We start from the raw sequence: 15,315 nt of genomic DNA on the forward strand, positions 1-15,315 counted from the left end.
CGTCAGTCGACGAAGCGCACGCCGTTCTGCAGGCGGCTGCGCAGCTCGAACACCTTCTCGAAACTGCCCCGCTCCATGCCGGGCAGGCCGTTGCGCAGCAGGTCGGCGAGCCGGGCGCGCGGGAGGACGACCACAGCGGGGTGCCGGCCGCGCCCGGGCAGGGTGAACGCGTCGTACAGCGCGTCGTCGGGAACGACGACCACGAGCGCGGTGAACCGCACCTTGAGTGCCTTGCTGAGCGCCCGGGCGTTGGCGTCGAGCTGCTGCAACGGATGCTCGTCGTCGGGTATCGCGTCGCCCACCAGTTCGCCGCGCTTCAGCTGCACCTGCCCGCCCCAGTCCTCCGAGAGCACGGCGAACAGCCCGGCCGGGCCGAGCACCACGTGGTCGAGCTTGGACAGGTAGCGTGACCACACGTCGCCGGGGTGGCGTTCGGTGTCGACGTCGTGCCACGCGGTGTAGCCGATGCCGAGCCGGGAGACGGTGCGGGCGGTCTCCTCCTCGGCCAGGGCCTTGGCCAGCGCATGCCGGATCTCCTGCGGCGCGGAGCGGATGAGCTCGGGCGCGTATGGGTCGTCGACGCTGGTGCCCCGCCCGGTCCACTCGCGCATGAGCGACAGGTAGCGCTGGCGTGCGGCGCCGCCCGGGTGCCCGTGCATGCGCGTGCGCGGGCGGGACTGGGGGCGACCGGCTGACCCGCCGGCTGATGCCGGGCGTGCCTGTGTGCCGTTGTCGCCGGCATCCGTTGCCTGCGTGTAGCGCTGCCCGTCGTACGCGGCACGGTCCGCGGGCGTGCCGATGCGCTCCCAGGCCAGCTGCACGGCATGGAAGCGCTCGGCGCTGCCGCCGACGTCGGGATGCGTCTGCCGCAGCAGGCGGCGATACGCGCGGCGGATCTCGTCATCGGACGCCGACGCGGGTATCCCGAGCACTTCGTACGGCGTGGCCGCGGCGGGGCTCTCCGGCATCCTGTGCTGTCCCTTTCACGCTCCGGCGGTCGTCGTTCAGTACCTCAATGTACCGGTCCCGCCTGTGCGGGCCGCCCGAACCCGTCGGGCGCGCACGCGCGGCGGGTTCTCCCGAGGGCTAGGCTCGGCGGCGTGAGAGACACCATTAGGTATGAGCGCGACGGGCTGACCCTGGTCGTGCACCGTCACCGGGCGATGAGAGCGGATGCGTCGCCCCCGGTCTTCCTGCTGGTGCACGGCATCGGCGTCTCCTCGAAGTATTACCGCCGGCTGATCCCCGAGCTCGTGCCCCACGGCACCGTGTACGCCGTCGACATGCCCGGCTTCGGTACCGCGCCGAAACCGCACCCCGTCCGGCGGCTGTCCGTGGAGGACCTGGCCGACCTGCTGACGGCGTTCCTCGCCGACGCGGGCATCGCCCCAGCGGTGCTGGTCGGGCAGTCCATGGGCACCCAGGTCGTCACCGAGATGGCCGCGCGGCATCCGGAACAGGCGAGCCACGTCGTACTCATCGGTCCGGTCGTGGACCCGGCTGCGCCCACGGCCCTCGCGCAGGGTCTCCGGCTCGGCCATGACACGTGCATCGAACCGCCGAGCGCCAATCGGGTGGTGCTGACCGAGTACATCCGTTGTGGGCCGCGCTGGTACCTCACCGAGTTGCCCAGCATGCTCGACTACCCCATGCTGGAACGGCTCGCATCCGTGCAGGCGCCCACCCTCGTGATGCGCGGCGCCCACGACCCGATCGCCCCCGGGGAGTGGACGCAGCAGGTCACCGACGCGCTCCCGCGCGCCACCCGCTTCGACGTGCCGAAGGCCGCCCACCTGGCCCAGTTCCGCTCACCGCGCGTGGTCGCCGATGCGATCCTTGCGCACGTGGGCACCCTGACCGGCGACAGCGAGTCGCCGGAGCAGGCCGACTCTCCCGGCGGCCTGCCGCGATGACCCTCCGCGCCAAGGCCTGGGCCTGGCTGCTCGACTACCTGTATGCCGCATTCTGGCAGGTGCACGCCTTCCTCCGCCCCGGCACCCCCGATCGCTACCGCAACGGCGGAAAGCGGCCGGTGCTGCTGCTTCCCGGCATCTACGAGACCTGGCAGTTCATGCGTCCCCTCGCCGAAGAGCTGCACGCCGCCGGCCACCCGGTGCACGTCGCCACCGGCCTCGGCCGCAACCGCGCCACGATCCCCGACGCCGCCCGCGTCGTCACCAAGGTGCTCGACGCCCGCGACCTGCGCGATGTCATCGTCGTCGCCCACAGCAAAGGCGGGCTGATCGGCAAATACCTGATGATGCAGACGGATGCCGCCGACCGCATCGACAGCATGGCCGCCGTCGTCGCACCCTTCTCCGGCTCCTCGCTGGCGCGCTACACGGTGCTGCCGAGCCTGCGCGCCTTCGCCCCGACCGACGCCATGATCCGCCTGCTCGGCGAGGAGCGCGCCGTGAACGCCCGCATCACCTCCGTCTACGGGGTGTTCGACCCGCACATCCCCGGCGGCAGCATGCTCCCCGGCGCCACGAACGTGCAGCTCGAGGTGGCCGGCCACTTCCGCATCCTGGGCGACCCGGCCGTGCGGCACGCCGTGATGACGGCCTGCGGCGATTGAGCCTCAGCCTCAGCCTCAGCCTCAGCCTCAGTCCGATCCCAGCAGCGCGACGAGTTCCGACTCGGCCGATCCCACCCGGGCCGGGTTGATCGTCGTTCCCGCCTGGTAATGGTCGACCACCCGGGGGTCGACGTAGCTGGCCCGCGCGATCGCAGGCGTGTTCCCCAGAACGGATGCCGCATCGCGCATGGCATCCGCAACGGCACCTGCCCGGCCCCGCTGCGTGCGCTCCGGCCCATGCTGGGCGAGGCTCACGGCCGCCGCGATGGTGCCGTGCAGGGTGCGGAAGTCCTTGGCGGTGAACTCTCCCCCGGTGCGCAGCCGAACGAACTCGTTGATGTCGGCCGCCGACACCTCGCGCCACTCCTCACCGTTGCGCCAGGTGAGAAGCCGTCCGTCGGGTCCCCAGCTCATGCGGTCCCGCACGTAGGCCGCGAGGTCGGCGTCCTCCAGCTCGCTGTGCCACTCCTGGCCGCTCTTGGCGGGGAAGGTCAGCTCGAGCACATCCTCGTGCAGCAGCACGTGTGAGCACAGCAGCGTGGAGAGGCCGTGGCTGCCGTACTCGGCTTCGTACTGCTCGCTGCCCACGCGGAGCGAACCGACGTCGAGGAGCCGGAACGCCGCCGCGAGGGCACGGTCGCTGTCGTCGCCGCCGGCCCGGAGGGCACGGGTCACCTGCCCCCGGGCCCGCGGCAGCGAGGCGGCGAGTTCCAGCGCCCGGTCGAACTTGATCCGGTTGCGCTGCTCCCGCCACTGCGGATGGTAGATGTACTGGCGGCGGCCGGCGCCGTCGATGCCCGTCGCCTGGATGTGGCCGTTGGGATACGGGCAGATCCACACGTTGGTCCAGGCCGGCGGGATGGCCAGGCTGTTGAAGCGGCGGCGGAGCTCCGGATCGGTCACGGTGGCGCCGGTGAAGTCCCGGTAACTGGGTGCGCGACCGGAACGCGCGCGGGTGTACCCGGGGCGTGACGTGTTGCTGCGGCGAAGCCTGGGCATGAACGCGCCCGCTCAGCCGGCGAACGGGCGCACGGGCATCCCGGTCACGCCGACCTTCGCCCGGAACAGGGCGCCGGCCTGCGGCTGCTCGTCGGGCGCGAGCTCTTCCCGTGACGTCGTGATGAACAGTTCGTCGAGGCCCGCCCCACCGAAGGTGCAGGCCGTCACCTGCTTCGGCCCGACCTCGATGACCTCGTCCAGCTTTCCCTCGGGCGAGTACCGGTGCACGGTGCCGCTACCGTAGAGCGCGGTCCACACGCCGCCGTCGGCGTCCACGGTCAGCCCGTCGGGATGCCCGTGGCCGTCCGGGATCTCCACGAACGTGCGCCGACCGGTCAGCCCGGCGTCCCGGTCGTAATCGAACACGGCGATGCGACCGGTCGGCGTGTCGTTGTAGTAGGCGAGAGCCCCGTCGGGGCTCCACTCCAGCCCGTTCGAGATGGTGACGTCCTCGAGCACGATCCGCGTCGACAGGTCGGGGTCGAGCCGGTAGACCTTCCCCGCCCCCTGGCGCTTGTCGTATGCCATCGAGCCGCAGTAGAACCGGCCGTCGGGGTCGCATCCGCCCTCGTTCATGCGGATGTCCGGCGCACTCCAGAGCTCGGCCAGCGCCTGCACGCTGCCGTCGGGCGCCTGCAGGCCGAACCCGCGCTCCAGCCCGATCACCGCCCCTCCCCCGCGGCGCGGACGCACCACGGCCGCCACGGCTCCGACGTGCTCCCGCGTGACGGAGCCCGTGTCGGCGAGCGTGAGGATGTCGCCGGCCAGCATGTCGACGAAGCGCAGCCCGCCCCAGCTTTCCGACCAGACCGGCCCTTCGCCGTGGTACGTGATGGACGGGGTGATCTGCTCGGCTCGCATATCCCGAATCTAGCCCCGTGTGCGTCAACGCCCCAGTCAGCCGCTGACGCCCGTGGCGGCGTGGGCGGCGCCGACCGGCTTCGATTCGGAGGACCCGCGTTGGCGCAGGAAGATCGACAGGGTGACCATGCTCCCGACCGCCAGGAACTCGGACTGCCAGTTCTGCAGCGTGCGGTTCCAGAACTCGGGAGACGACACGTACCCCAGCCACGACACCGGGTCTTCGAGGTTCCTCAACTGCTCCTCGTTGAACTGCACCAGCCCCGCGACCGACTGCGCGCTCCAGGAGAGGAGGAAGATCAGCCCCATCACGATCAGGAGCGAATTCGAGAAGACGGCCAGACGCCATCCGCCGGCCTTCGCCCAGGTCGGGGAATCCGGCTTGATGTAGGCACCGACCATCTGTTCCTCGTCGGATTCGAACCCCTGCGTGCCGATTGCGCTGGATTCCGGTGAGCCTTTCTGCACCAGCCAGATCGTTGCGCCGATGAGCAGGAAGAACTGCAGGTACTCCGACTGCCAGTTCTCCGCCACGTCGACGACGAAGTCGGATGACGTGATGTACTGCAGGAACGACACCGGGCTCAGGCCGCTGCCGAGCTGTTGCTGGTTGTACAGCGCCACCCCGCTCACGGCCTGGCCGACGAGCGTGAGCAGGAAGATCACGCTGAAGAAGATGCTGAGTCCGTGCGGACCGAGTTTTGGTTTCATGATGTGCCCCTTACCGCTGCATCGCCGCGATGACGAACATGTACAGGAGGCCGGCGCCGATGAAGACGAGGTATCCGGTGAATGCGGTGCGCATGGTCACTCACTTCCCTTCCAGGTCACACAGGTACGGGCGGTCGACCCGGGCCGTGCATCCGGCGGCAGTCACGCGCCATCCGCTCGGCTCGAGGGCAAGGAACAGCACGTCGTTCTGGAGCATGACCTGGGCGGCGCGGGCGTAGGCGCGGCTGCTGTCGATCGCTCCCCCGGCGTCGAGGCCCAGTGCGGTGATGGCGCTGGCGCAGGGTGCTCCCTGATCGTCCTCGAGGGTGATGCGGGTGTTGTCGGTGAGGAGCCGGCAGGCGGCCGCTCCGTCGCCCGACGACAGGGCTGATTCGAAGTCGTCGGCAACGGATGCCGCTGCCGCGTCATTGCCGGCCGGGCCGGCGCATCCGCTGAGGGCGGCCACGACCGCGGCTGCCGCGGTGAGAGCGGCGAGGCGCGGCATCCGCGTGCGGAGTGGCGCATATTCCCGAGATGTCATATTCGCAATGTAGTCCGAATAGACAACGGCAGCAGGCCGGTGTTCGGGAAAAAAGCTGTCCAACCGTTATTTCCGCCGCTTGGCGGTGGGGGCTAGCGGCGCAGGATGTTCGCCGGGAGGGCGAGGGCGAGACAGACGCAGACGATGCCGGCGAAGAAGATGGGGAGCTGGAACGTGGTGACGGCGAAGGCCAGCCCGAACAGCCAGAAGCCGAGGATGAAGACGGCCAGCGCGACGATGAAGGCGATGACGTTCATGGGAGGAGGCTTCCTTTCACTGCGGGGACCGGGGTGCCGGTATATCGAGCGTACCGGTCATTCGCGCGATGGCTTCACCAGGCGCGGCAGGACGAGCCAGACCAGCAGCGTGAGCAGGCACACCACCCCGCCGGCGATGAACCCGGCTGTCCGGCCGAGGACCACGTCGAAGATCAGCAGAACGGTGCCGATGAGGATCGCGGCGACGCCGACGAGGGTGGAACGCACCAGGATGTTGCCGACCGCGACGATCTGTTCCATCGCGCGCCGGCGGAACAGCAGCCGGTGCAGGCTCACCGGGCCGAGCCCGAGGGCGGTGGTCAGGGCGGCCGTGCACACGAGGATCAGGTACACGGTGACCTGGTAACGGTCGAGGTCGGTGAACCGGGACTGGAACGCGACCGAGAGCAGGAAACCGGCGATGATCTGCGAGCCGGTCTGCGTGACGCGCAGCTCCTGGAGGAGGGCGTCCCAGTTGCGGTCCAGGCGTTCGGTCTCGGTCTCGTCGCGGCCGTCGTTCGGGAGCGCGTCGCGTTTCGAGTCCGATGTGTCACGGCGGGGCATGCTGCAGATGATAACCCGCATCCGTTGCCGCGAAACCGGGGTCGGTATTCCCGAGTTTTAGCGGCCACAACTCCGGTTTCGCGGAAGGAGACGGGGAGGCGCGCGCGGGGTGAATTCGGCAATTGACTTCTTCGAAGAGGTGTTCGAACATTGGAGTATGTCGTTGCCCCTGCCGAGCTCCCCTCCCGCCACCGCGCGGGAGCAGGTCGCCGTGCTGCAGCAGCGTATCTCCAGCATGCAGGCCACCAAGCTGGAGACCAAAACCCTCCCCACATCACCGGCGCTCGCCGCGGTGCTGCCCGGCGGCGCGCTCCGGCAGGGCGCCGCCTATTCCGTCGAAGGTTCGACCACCCTGGTGATGGCGCTTCTGGCCGGCCCGTCGCAAAGCGGATCCTGGTGCGGCGTCGTCGGCCTGCCGGGTTTCGGCGTCGAAGCGGCCGCCCGGTTCGGCATCGAGCTGTCGCGCCTCGTGCTCGTTCCCACTCCGGGCGAGCAATGGCTCACCGTCACCGCCGCGCTCGTCGACGTGCTGGGCGTGGTGGTCACCCGCCCGCCGGCCGGCACCAGCGACGCGGAGGCCGCCCGGCTCGCCGCCCGACTGCGCCAGCGCGGCTGCACCCTCATCGTGGTGGGCGGCTGGCCGCAGAGCGAGGCCGTGCTCCGCATCGATTCCAGCCGGTGGACCGGCCTCGGACGCGGGCACGGCTACCTGTCGGGGCGCGAGGTGACCGTCGCCTCCGCCGGCCGCACCGGCTTCGACCGGCCGCGGCGCGCCGGGTTATGGCTGCCGGATGCGGAACAGCGTTTCCACGCATCGGCTCGGCCCCGTCCGGCCATCGTCCCCGATCTCCGGGAAGCGACCGGGTGACATGTCCGGCCGGCTGACCCGCACCATCGTGTTCTGGTGCCCGGACTGGCCCGTCGTCGCGGCCGGCCAGGCGGCCGGGCACGCGACGGAGGTGCCCCTCGCCCTCATCGACCGGGGCCTCGTCTTCGCCTGCTCCGCCGCCGCGCGGCGCGACGGGGTGCGCCGGGGCCTCCGCGTGCGGGAGGCGCAGTACCGCTGCACCGGGCTCGTCGTGGCGCCGTACGACCCGGTGCAGGACAGCCGCGCCTTCGAACCGGTGATCAGCAGGATCGAGGAGATCACCCCCGGGGTGCAGGTGGTGCGCCCGGGCACCTGTGCCATCCGTTCCCGGGGGCCGAGCCGGTACTACGGGGGCGAGGAGCAGGCCGCGGAAGCCGTCATCCGTTGCCTGCTGGAACTCGGTATCGAAGGCGCCCGCATCGGCATCGCCGACGGGCCGTTCGCCGCCGAGCAGGCCGCCCGCGCCACCGTGCCGGGCGCGCCGGTGCACGTCGTGCCGCCGGGCGGGTCGCCGGCGTTCCTCGCGCCGCTGCCGATCGGGATCCTCGCGGGCGACCGCCTCGCCACCCTGCTGCGGCGCCTCGGCGTGCACACGCTCGGGGAGTTCGCCGCCCTCGACGCGGGCGACGTGCGCCGCCGCTTCGGCGCCGACGGGGCCTTCGCCCACGAGAAGGCCGGCGGACGCGACAGCCGGAGCGTCGTGCCGCGGGTGCCTCCGAAGCTGTTCGACGCGGACGTCGTATTCGAACCGGCCCTCGACCGCACCGACCAGGTGACCTTCGGCATCCGCGCCACCGCCGACCGGTTCATCGAGACGCTCACGGCCGCGCGCCTGGTGTGCACGGCCGTGCGGGTGGCCGTGTACACGGAGTCCGGCGAGGTATCGGAACGCGTCTGGCTGCACCCTCGCTGGTTCAGCCCCGGTGATGTGGTCGACCGGGTGCGCTGGCAACTGCAGGGCGGCCAGGCGATCGACACCGGGCTGCGCTCCGGGGTCGCCCGGGTGCACATCAGCCCCGAGCGGATGGACTCCACGGCCCACCACGAGCAGGGACTCTGGGGATCCGGCCCCGACGAACGCATCCACCACGGCCTCACCCGGGTGCAGAGCATGCTCGGCCATGAGGGCGTGCTCACCGCGGTCATCGGCGGAGGCCGCCTGTTCGCCGACCGCCAGGTGCTGGTGCCGTGGGGCGACCGGCCCGCCGGCGACGGCCGGGCAGAGGCCGAGCCGTGGCCGGGGAGCCTGCCGGGGGTGGCGCCGGCCACGGTGTTCCCGGCCCGGCAGCCGGTGGCGCTGCTGCAAGCGGATGGCGCGCCCGTCGACGTCGACGACCGCGGGCTGGTCACCGGGGAACCCGCCCACTTCTCCCCCACCGGCAGCGCCCGTGACTACCGCGACGTGGAGGCCTGGGCGGGCCCGTGGCCGGTGACCGAACGCTGGTGGGACGCGGAACACGGTCGCGCCCTGCACCGGTTCCAGCTCGTCGACACCGACGGGAACGCCTGGCTGCTCACGCTGGAGGACCACCGCTGGTGGGCGGAGGGCTGCTATGACTAGGGAAGGGACGAGCGATGGGTTGGACTAACCCGCCGGTCTCCTGGTCGGAACTGGAGCGCAAGCTCTCCGACCCGCGCCCCGGCGCGCCCGCGAAGCCGGCGCAGCCGTCGGCGCGCGCCTCCGTGGCGCCGGCCGACCCGCTGCCGGTGGGTTCGGGCGCCCCGGCCGTGCCGTACGCCGAGTTGCACGCGCACTCCAACTTCAGCTTCCTCGACGGCGCCAGCTCGCCCGAACAGCTCCTGACGGAGGCGTCCCGGCTCGGCCTGTCCGCCCTCGCCCTGACCGACCACGACGGCCTCTACGGGGCGGTGCGCCTGGCCGAGACCGCGGAGGGCTTTCCGGGCGTAGCGACGGTGTTCGGCGCCGAGCTCTCGCTGGGCCTCGGCGCCCCGCAGAACGGCGTCGCTGACCCCGAGGGCACCCACCTTCTGGTGCTCGCGCGCGGGCAGGAGGGCTATCACAGGCTGGCGTCCGCGCTCACCCACGGGCAGCTGGGCGGAGGCGAGAAGGGCCGCCCCGTCTACGACCTCGACGAGCTGGCCGAGCAGGCCGGTGAGCGCTGGGTGATCCTCAGCGGATGCCGCAAGGGCACCGTGCGCCAGGCCCTCGCCTCGGGCGGCCCCGACGCCGCTGCCCGGGAGCTCATGCGCCTCGCCGAGCGCTTCGGTGCCGACAACGTGCACGTGGAGCTGTTCGACCACGGGCATCCGCTCGACAGCAGCACCAACGACATTCTGGCCGGCCTCGCCGGCGAGCTCGGCCTGCCCCTGGTCGCCACCACCAACGCCCACTACGCCCGGCCGGAGGAGCACCGGCTGGCGAACGCCGTGGCGGCGGTGCGCGCCAGGCGGAGCCTCGACGAGATGAACGGCTGGCTGCCCGCGGCGCCGTCGGCGCACCTGCGGAGCGGCGCCGAGATGGCCGCGCGGTTCGCCCGGTTCCCCGGCGCCGTGGCCGCGACCGTTCCCCTCGCGAAGGAGCTGGCCTTCCCGCTGCGGCGGGCCCGGCCGAAGCTCCCGCGGCAGGAGGTGCCGGAGGGACACACCCCGATGAGCTGGCTGCGCACGCTCACCTGGCAGGGCGCGGAGCGGAAGTACCCCGGGTACAACGACAACGTGCGCCGGCGCATCGAGAACGAGCTGGCCGTCATCGAGGCGAAGGACTTCCCCGGCTACTTCCTCATCGTCTACGACATCGTGCAGTACGCCCGCAGCCGCGGCATCCTCTGCCAGGGCCGGGGCTCGGCCGCGAACTCGGCCGTGTGCTACCTGCTCGACATCACCGCCGTGGACTCGATCTTCTACCGGCTGCCGTTCGAGCGGTTCCTTTCCAGCCTGCGCGAGGAGGAACCCGACATCGACGTGGACTTCGACTCCGACCGCCGGGAGGAGGTGATCCAGTACGTGTACGCGAAGTACGGGCGGCTGAACGCGGCGCAGGTGGCGAACGTCATCAGTTACCGGCCGAAGTTCGCGGTGCGCGACATGGCCAAGGCCCTCGGCTACAGCCCGGGGCAGCAGGATGCCTGGTCGAAGCAGATCGAACGCTGGGGCGGGCAGGTGGCGCCGACCGACCACGACATCCCGCAGCCGGTCATCGACCTCGCCGACAAGGTGCTGAAATTCCCGCGGCACCTCGGCATCCACTCCGGCGGCATGGTGCTCACCGACCGCCCGGTGGGCGAGGTGTGCCCCATCGAGCATGCCCGCAAGGAGAACCGCACGGTGCTGCAGTGGGACAAGGACGACTGCGCCTGGATGGGCCTGGTGAAGTTCGACCTGCTGGGCCTCGGCATGCTCGCCGCCCTGCAGTACACCTTCGACCTCGTCGGCGAGCACCTCGGCGAGCACTGGGCGCTCGACACGATCCCCAAGGAGGAGGCCGGCGTCTACGACATGCTGTGCCGCGCCGACTCGATCGGCGTGTTCCAGGTGGAGAGCCGCGCGCAGATGGGAACGCTCCCCCGGCTGCAGCCGCGCCGGTTCTACGACCTCGTGGTGGAGATCGCACTGATCCGGCCGGGCCCCATCCAGGGTGGGGCGGTGCATCCGTATATTCGCCGCCGCACCGGCGCGGAGAAGGTGACCTACCTGCATCCGAAACTCGAACCGGTGCTGGAGCGCACGCTCGGGGTGCCGCTCTTTCAGGAGCAGCTCATGCAGATGGCGATGGCCATCGGCGGCTGCACCGGGGAGGACGCCGACCTGCTGCGCCGGGCGATGGGCTCCAAGCGCGGGGTGGAGAAGATCGAGGTGCTGAAGAATCGGCTGTACGAGGGCATGGCGGGCAATGGCATCACCGGCCAGGTCGCCGACAGCATCTACGAGAAGATCGAGGCGTTCGCCAACTTCGGGTTCGCCGAGAGCCACTCGATCAGCTTCGCCCTGCTCGTCTACGCGAGCTCGTGGCTGAAGCTGCACTACCCGGGGGCGTTTCTGGCCGCGCTGCTGCGGGCGCAGCCGATGGGGTTCTACTCCCCGCAGTCGTTGGTGGCGGATGCGAGGCGGCACGGCGTCGAGGTGCGCCGGCCCGACATCCTGCTCTCGGGTTCCGAGGCCGGGCTGGAGCCGCTGGCGGGGAGCACGGCCGCGACCGGGCGGGCGGACTGCCTCGACCCGGAGCAGCCGGCCGTGCCGCCGTTCGACCGTTCGGTGCCGCCGAACACACAGGCGCACCGCCGCGACGGCGCCTTCGCCGTGCGGCTCGGACTTGCCGAGGTCAGCGGCATCGGCGAGGCGCTGGCGGAGCGCATCGTCGCCGAGCGCACCGCGGACGGCCCCTACCGGTCCATGGCGGATGTCGCGCGCCGGGTGGGGCTCACCACCGAGCAGCTCGAGGCGCTCGCGGCCGCCGGCGCCTTCGCCGGCCTCGGCCTGGAGCGCCGGGAGGCGCTGTGGAGCGCCGGCGAGGCGAGCCAGGAGCGGGCCGACTACCTGAAGGGCTCGGTGGTGGTCGTGCAGCCGCCGCTGCTGCCGATGCTGAGCCCCGCCGAGCAGGTGGTGTACGACCTCTGGGCCACCGGCATCTCCCCCGACGACCACCCGATCCGGCACGCCCGCGACGCCCTCCGCGCCCGCGGGGCGCTCCCCATCGAGACGCTGGCCGGCCACGAGACCGGGCGCCGCATCCACGTGGGCGGCGTGGTCACCCACCGGCAGCGCCCGTCGACGGCCGGCGGCGTCACCTTCTTGAACCTCGAGGACGAGACCGGCACGCTCAACGTGATCGCGGGCGTCGGGGTGTGGAACCGGTACCGGCGCATCGCCCGGGAGGCGCCCGCCCTGGTGGTGCGCGGCATCCTGGAGCGCTCGCCGGAGGGCGTCACCAACCTCGTCGCCGACGCATTCGAGCCGCTCCCGATCAGCGCGCCGCACGCCTCCCGCGACTTCCGCTGACCTCCCGCGCTCAGCCCCGCGACACCGGACTTGTGGTCGCTATATAACGACCACAACTCCCGTTTCGCGTCACGTGTTTCGGCGCACAGCGGAGGGTCACACGGGCGCGACCCATGGGCTCGGTTACCCTCGAACGGTGATGGATGACCGCTACGGGCAGGACGTGCTCGCCCCCGGCTGGCAGAAGGCCGGCCGTATCGCCATTCCCCGCCAGGAGGCCACCCGCGATCTCGTGGTCGAGGACGTGGCGACCGGGTTCTGCGGGGCGGTGGTCCGCGTGGAGAAGAACATCGTCACCCTCGAGGACCGGCGTGGCAAGCTGCGCCTGTTCCCGCTGGGCGGCGGGTTCCTCATCGATGGGCAGCCCGTCGTGCTCGTGAACCCCACCATGGCCGCGACGAAGACCCGGGCACGCACGGCATCCGGCTCGTTCGCGGTGACGGATGCGCCGGCCCGCGTCGCCCGCGCCAGCCGCATCTTCGTCGAGGGCCGGCACGACGCCGAGCTGGTGGAGAAGGTGTGGGGCGCCGACCTCCGCGTCGAGGGCGTCGTCGTCGAGTACATCGAGGGTGTCGACAACCTCGCGGAGCTTCTCGCCGAGTTCCAGCCCGGCCCCACCCGCAAGGTCGGCGTGCTCGTCGACCACCTCGTCACCGGGTCGAAGGAGAGCCGGATCGCCGACGCCGTGGCGCGCGGCCCGCACGGGCGCAATGTGCTCGTGGTTGGGCATCCGTTCGTCGACATCTGGCAGGCGGTGAAGCCCGCACGGGTGGGCCTCACCGCGTGGCCGAAGGTGCCGCGGGCGATCGAGTGGAAGCACGGCATCTGCCAGGCGCTCGGCTGGCCCCATGACGACCAGGCCGACATCGCGCGGGCGTGGCAGCGCATCCTCGGCCAGGTGCGCACCTATGCCGACCTGGAACCCGACCTGCTTGGCCGGGTGGAGCAGCTGATCGACTTCGTCACCGTCGACCGCCACTAGCACTGCCCGCCTGCTCCCTGCTCGCCTGCCTGCCCGCCCCGAGCCGTTTGCAGGAGCGGAGGTGTGTCGCAGGCCCGCCTGCCCACAGACGCACGCCGACACGCCGGCGGCATCCTGCCAGCAACGGATGCCGATGGCACCGGCAGGTGACGGCAAAGTAACAGTTTGAAACTTTTCTCAAATGAGGGCGGCGGATACACAGGCAAGTGAGCTAGTGTCTGTAAGGAAGTTGTAGTGATTGCACGTCTTAACGCATTGACCCCGGTCTGTGCGCCATATTCCTTTTGGAAGCGGACGACGAATACCGCGACGAACGGCCCCGACAGTCGGGGTCGATCTAACACTCCTGGAGGAGTTTCAACAATGGCAACAGGTACCGTGAAATGGTTCAACGCTGAAAAGGGCTTCGGCTTCATCGCTCCCGACGACGGAAGCGCCGACGTGTTCGCGCACTACTCCGCGATCGCTTCGAGCGGCTACCGCTCGCTCGACGAGAACCAGAAGGTCGAGTTCGAGGTGACGCAGGGCCCCAAGGGTCCGCAGGCCGAGAACATCCGCGGCCTCTAATCTCAGAGCCCCGCAGCTTCTAGACACGTTCTAGAGGAAACGCCCCCGCTTCGGCGGGGGCGTTTCTGTGTTCGCGGCGTTCAGGAAGCGGTGGCGGCGTCGACCAGGGCACGCAGGGCGATTGCGTCGAACGGCGCGTGCACCTTCGCGTCGTTGTCGAAGTACACGTACACGTCGCGGCCGAGACCGTCGGGGCACGTTTCGCCGCTGGTCCAGCCGGCGATCCGCTCGGCCCACTGCGCCAGCAGCTCCTCGGAATACCCCGACACGTACAGCTCCTCCGCCCCGTGCAGGCGCACGTACACGAAATCCGACGTGACCTCGGTGAGCAGCGGCCAGCGGTTCGCGGTGTCCGCCACGACCAGCCCGATGTCGTGCCGGCGCAGCACGTCGTAGAACCGGTCGTCGACGAAGCTGGCCGAGCGCACCTCGAGTGCATGGCGCAACGGATGCTCCGCCCGGGCCACCAGATGCGTGCGCCCGTCGACCTTCGCGTCGTGTTCGGTCGCCAGGTCGGCGGCCGCGGTGGTGCTGCGTGGCAGCAGCGCGAAGAACCGTTCCAGCTGCTCCTCGTCGAAGGCGTGCCGCTCGGGCAGCTGCCACAGGATCGGCCCGAGCTTGTCCCCGAGCGCCAGCACCCCGGATGCGAAGAAGTTCGCCAGCGCGGTGCGCGAATCGCGCAGTCGCAGCATGTGCGTGATGTACCGGGGACCCTTGACCGTGAACACGAAGTCGTCGGGCGTCTCATCGTGCCAGCGCTGGTAGCTCTCCGGGCGCTGCAGCGAATAGAAGGAGCCGTTCAGCTCCACCGAGTCGAACTTCCGCGAAGCGAACTCGAGCTCGCGCCGCTGCGGGAGACCCGCCGGGTAGAAGACCTTGCGCCACGGGGCATACCGCCACCCCGAAATGCCGATCCGCACCCGAGGTGCCGCAGAGCCCACGTTCCCCACGCTACCCGGCTCGGTAGCATGACACCCATGTCCATCAAACTTGAGAATGTCGGCATCGCCGTTCGTGACCTCGAAGCGACGATCTCCTTCTTCACCGATCTCGGCCTGAGGGTCGTCGGCCGTGACACGGTCAGCGGTGACTGGACCGACACCGCTGTCGGCCTTGACGGCAACCACGCGAACATCGCGATGCTGCAGACGCCGGACGGTCACGGGCGCCTCGAGCTCTTCGAGTACATCCACCCCGACGCGATCGACACGGAGCCGACCCGCCCCAACGAGATCGGCATGCACCGCGTCGCCTTCTCCGTCGACGACATCGACACAGCCCTCGAGATCGCCGCGCGGCACGGCTGCTACCCGCTGCGTGGCGTGGCGACCTATGAGGACATCTACAAGCTCACGTACCTCCGCGGTCCCAGCGGCATCCTCGTGATGCTCGCCGAGGAGCTGAAGAAGAACTGAGGGCCGACCGGCCGTC

The 15,315-nt window shown here is 70.6% G+C and carries 16 protein-coding genes; 8 read left to right on the top strand and 8 right to left on the bottom strand.

Annotated features, from left to right (window positions below; genetic code table 11):
• Positions 1 to 2: 2 nt before the first annotated feature.
• Complete coding sequence (locus EEJ31_RS03385) at positions 3 to 968, bottom strand: J domain-containing protein (protein WP_123044891.1); 966 nt, start codon at positions 966 to 968, stop codon at positions 3 to 5.
• 132 nt (positions 969 to 1,100) lie between these two features.
• On the opposite strand from EEJ31_RS03385, the gene EEJ31_RS03390 reads away from it, so the two are divergent.
• The gene (locus tag EEJ31_RS03390) at positions 1,101 to 1,913 is read left to right on the top strand and encodes an alpha/beta fold hydrolase (protein ID WP_158603892.1); all 813 of its coding nucleotides are present in this window, start codon (positions 1,101 to 1,103) and stop codon (positions 1,911 to 1,913) included.
• Positions 1,910 to 2,578, top strand: coding sequence for an esterase/lipase family protein (locus EEJ31_RS03395; RefSeq protein WP_123044892.1), 669 nt, complete (start codon positions 1,910 to 1,912; stop codon positions 2,576 to 2,578). The genes EEJ31_RS03390 and EEJ31_RS03395 overlap by 4 nt, the downstream gene beginning before the upstream one ends.
• A 27-nt stretch (positions 2,579 to 2,605) precedes the next feature.
• Here EEJ31_RS03395 and EEJ31_RS03400 read toward each other — a convergent pair whose 3' ends face one another.
• The 6 genes from EEJ31_RS03400 to EEJ31_RS03420 all read right to left on the bottom strand — a co-directional run bounded on the left by EEJ31_RS03400 (position 2,606) and on the right by EEJ31_RS03420 (position 6,511).
• Positions 2,606 to 3,577 (bottom strand): DNA topoisomerase IB, encoded by a 972-nt coding sequence (locus EEJ31_RS03400; protein ID WP_123044893.1) that lies wholly within the window; start codon positions 3,575 to 3,577, stop codon positions 2,606 to 2,608.
• Positions 3,578 to 3,589: 12 nt separating this feature from the next.
• Positions 3,590 to 4,438, bottom strand: a complete 849-nt coding sequence (locus EEJ31_RS03405; protein ID WP_123044894.1) for an SMP-30/gluconolactonase/LRE family protein — start codon at positions 4,436 to 4,438, stop codon at positions 3,590 to 3,592.
• Positions 4,439 to 4,474: 36 nt separating this feature from the next.
• Positions 4,475 to 5,149, bottom strand: coding sequence for a DUF6766 family protein (locus EEJ31_RS03410; RefSeq protein WP_123044895.1), 675 nt, complete (start codon positions 5,147 to 5,149; stop codon positions 4,475 to 4,477).
• Between the two features lie 100 nt (positions 5,150 to 5,249).
• The gene (locus EEJ31_RS03415) at positions 5,250 to 5,690 is read right to left on the bottom strand and encodes a hypothetical protein (protein WP_148040122.1); all 441 of its coding nucleotides are present in this window, start codon (positions 5,688 to 5,690) and stop codon (positions 5,250 to 5,252) included.
• A 92-nt stretch (positions 5,691 to 5,782) separates the two neighbouring features.
• Positions 5,783 to 5,947 carry a hypothetical protein gene (locus EEJ31_RS13830; RefSeq protein WP_158603893.1) on the bottom strand — a complete coding sequence of 55 codons (165 nt, stop codon included), beginning with the start codon at positions 5,945 to 5,947 and terminating at the stop codon, positions 5,783 to 5,785.
• Positions 5,948 to 6,004: 57 nt separating this feature from the next.
• Positions 6,005 to 6,511, bottom strand: a complete 507-nt coding sequence (locus EEJ31_RS03420) for a DUF6328 family protein (protein ID WP_123044897.1) — start codon at positions 6,509 to 6,511, stop codon at positions 6,005 to 6,007.
• Positions 6,512 to 6,668: 157 nt separating this feature from the next.
• Between EEJ31_RS03420 and EEJ31_RS03425 the strand changes: the two genes are divergently transcribed.
• The 5 genes from EEJ31_RS03425 to EEJ31_RS03445 all read left to right on the top strand — a co-directional run bounded on the left by EEJ31_RS03425 (position 6,669) and on the right by EEJ31_RS03445 (position 13,884).
• Positions 6,669 to 7,379 (top strand): hypothetical protein, encoded by a 711-nt coding sequence (locus tag EEJ31_RS03425; protein WP_123045046.1) that lies wholly within the window; start codon positions 6,669 to 6,671, stop codon positions 7,377 to 7,379.
• 1 nt (position 7,380) lies between these two features.
• Positions 7,381 to 8,940 carry a DNA polymerase Y family protein gene (locus EEJ31_RS03430; protein ID WP_123044898.1) on the top strand — a complete coding sequence of 520 codons (1,560 nt, stop codon included), beginning with the start codon at positions 7,381 to 7,383 and terminating at the stop codon, positions 8,938 to 8,940.
• Between the two features lie 14 nt (positions 8,941 to 8,954).
• Positions 8,955 to 12,335, top strand: coding sequence for an error-prone DNA polymerase (locus tag EEJ31_RS03435; RefSeq protein WP_123044899.1), 3,381 nt, complete (start codon positions 8,955 to 8,957; stop codon positions 12,333 to 12,335).
• A 139-nt stretch (positions 12,336 to 12,474) separates the two neighbouring features.
• The gene (locus EEJ31_RS03440) at positions 12,475 to 13,317 is read left to right on the top strand and encodes a DUF3097 domain-containing protein (RefSeq protein ID WP_123044900.1); all 843 of its coding nucleotides are present in this window, start codon (positions 12,475 to 12,477) and stop codon (positions 13,315 to 13,317) included.
• Between the two features lie 363 nt (positions 13,318 to 13,680).
• Entirely contained in the window at positions 13,681 to 13,884 is a 204-nt protein-coding gene (locus EEJ31_RS03445) for a cold-shock protein (protein WP_123044901.1), read from the top strand.
• An 80-nt stretch (positions 13,885 to 13,964) separates the two neighbouring features.
• Here the strand turns inward: EEJ31_RS03445 and EEJ31_RS03450 are convergent, their stop codons facing one another.
• On the bottom strand, positions 13,965 to 14,825 hold the full coding sequence (locus EEJ31_RS03450; RefSeq protein WP_199727260.1) for a DUF72 domain-containing protein: 861 nt from the start codon (positions 14,823 to 14,825) through the stop codon (positions 13,965 to 13,967).
• 36 nt (positions 14,826 to 14,861) lie between these two features.
• Between EEJ31_RS03450 and EEJ31_RS03455 the strand changes: the two genes are divergently transcribed.
• A complete protein-coding gene (locus EEJ31_RS03455; RefSeq protein WP_123044902.1) occupies positions 14,862 to 15,299 on the top strand; it encodes a VOC family protein in 438 nt (145 codons plus the stop codon).
• The last annotated feature ends 16 nt before the right edge of the window (positions 15,300 to 15,315 follow it).

Origin of the sequence: Cryobacterium tepidiphilum, from assembly GCF_003716325.1 — a bacterium.
Taxonomy (GTDB): Bacteria; Actinomycetota; Actinomycetes; order Actinomycetales; family Microbacteriaceae; genus Cryobacterium; species Cryobacterium tepidiphilum.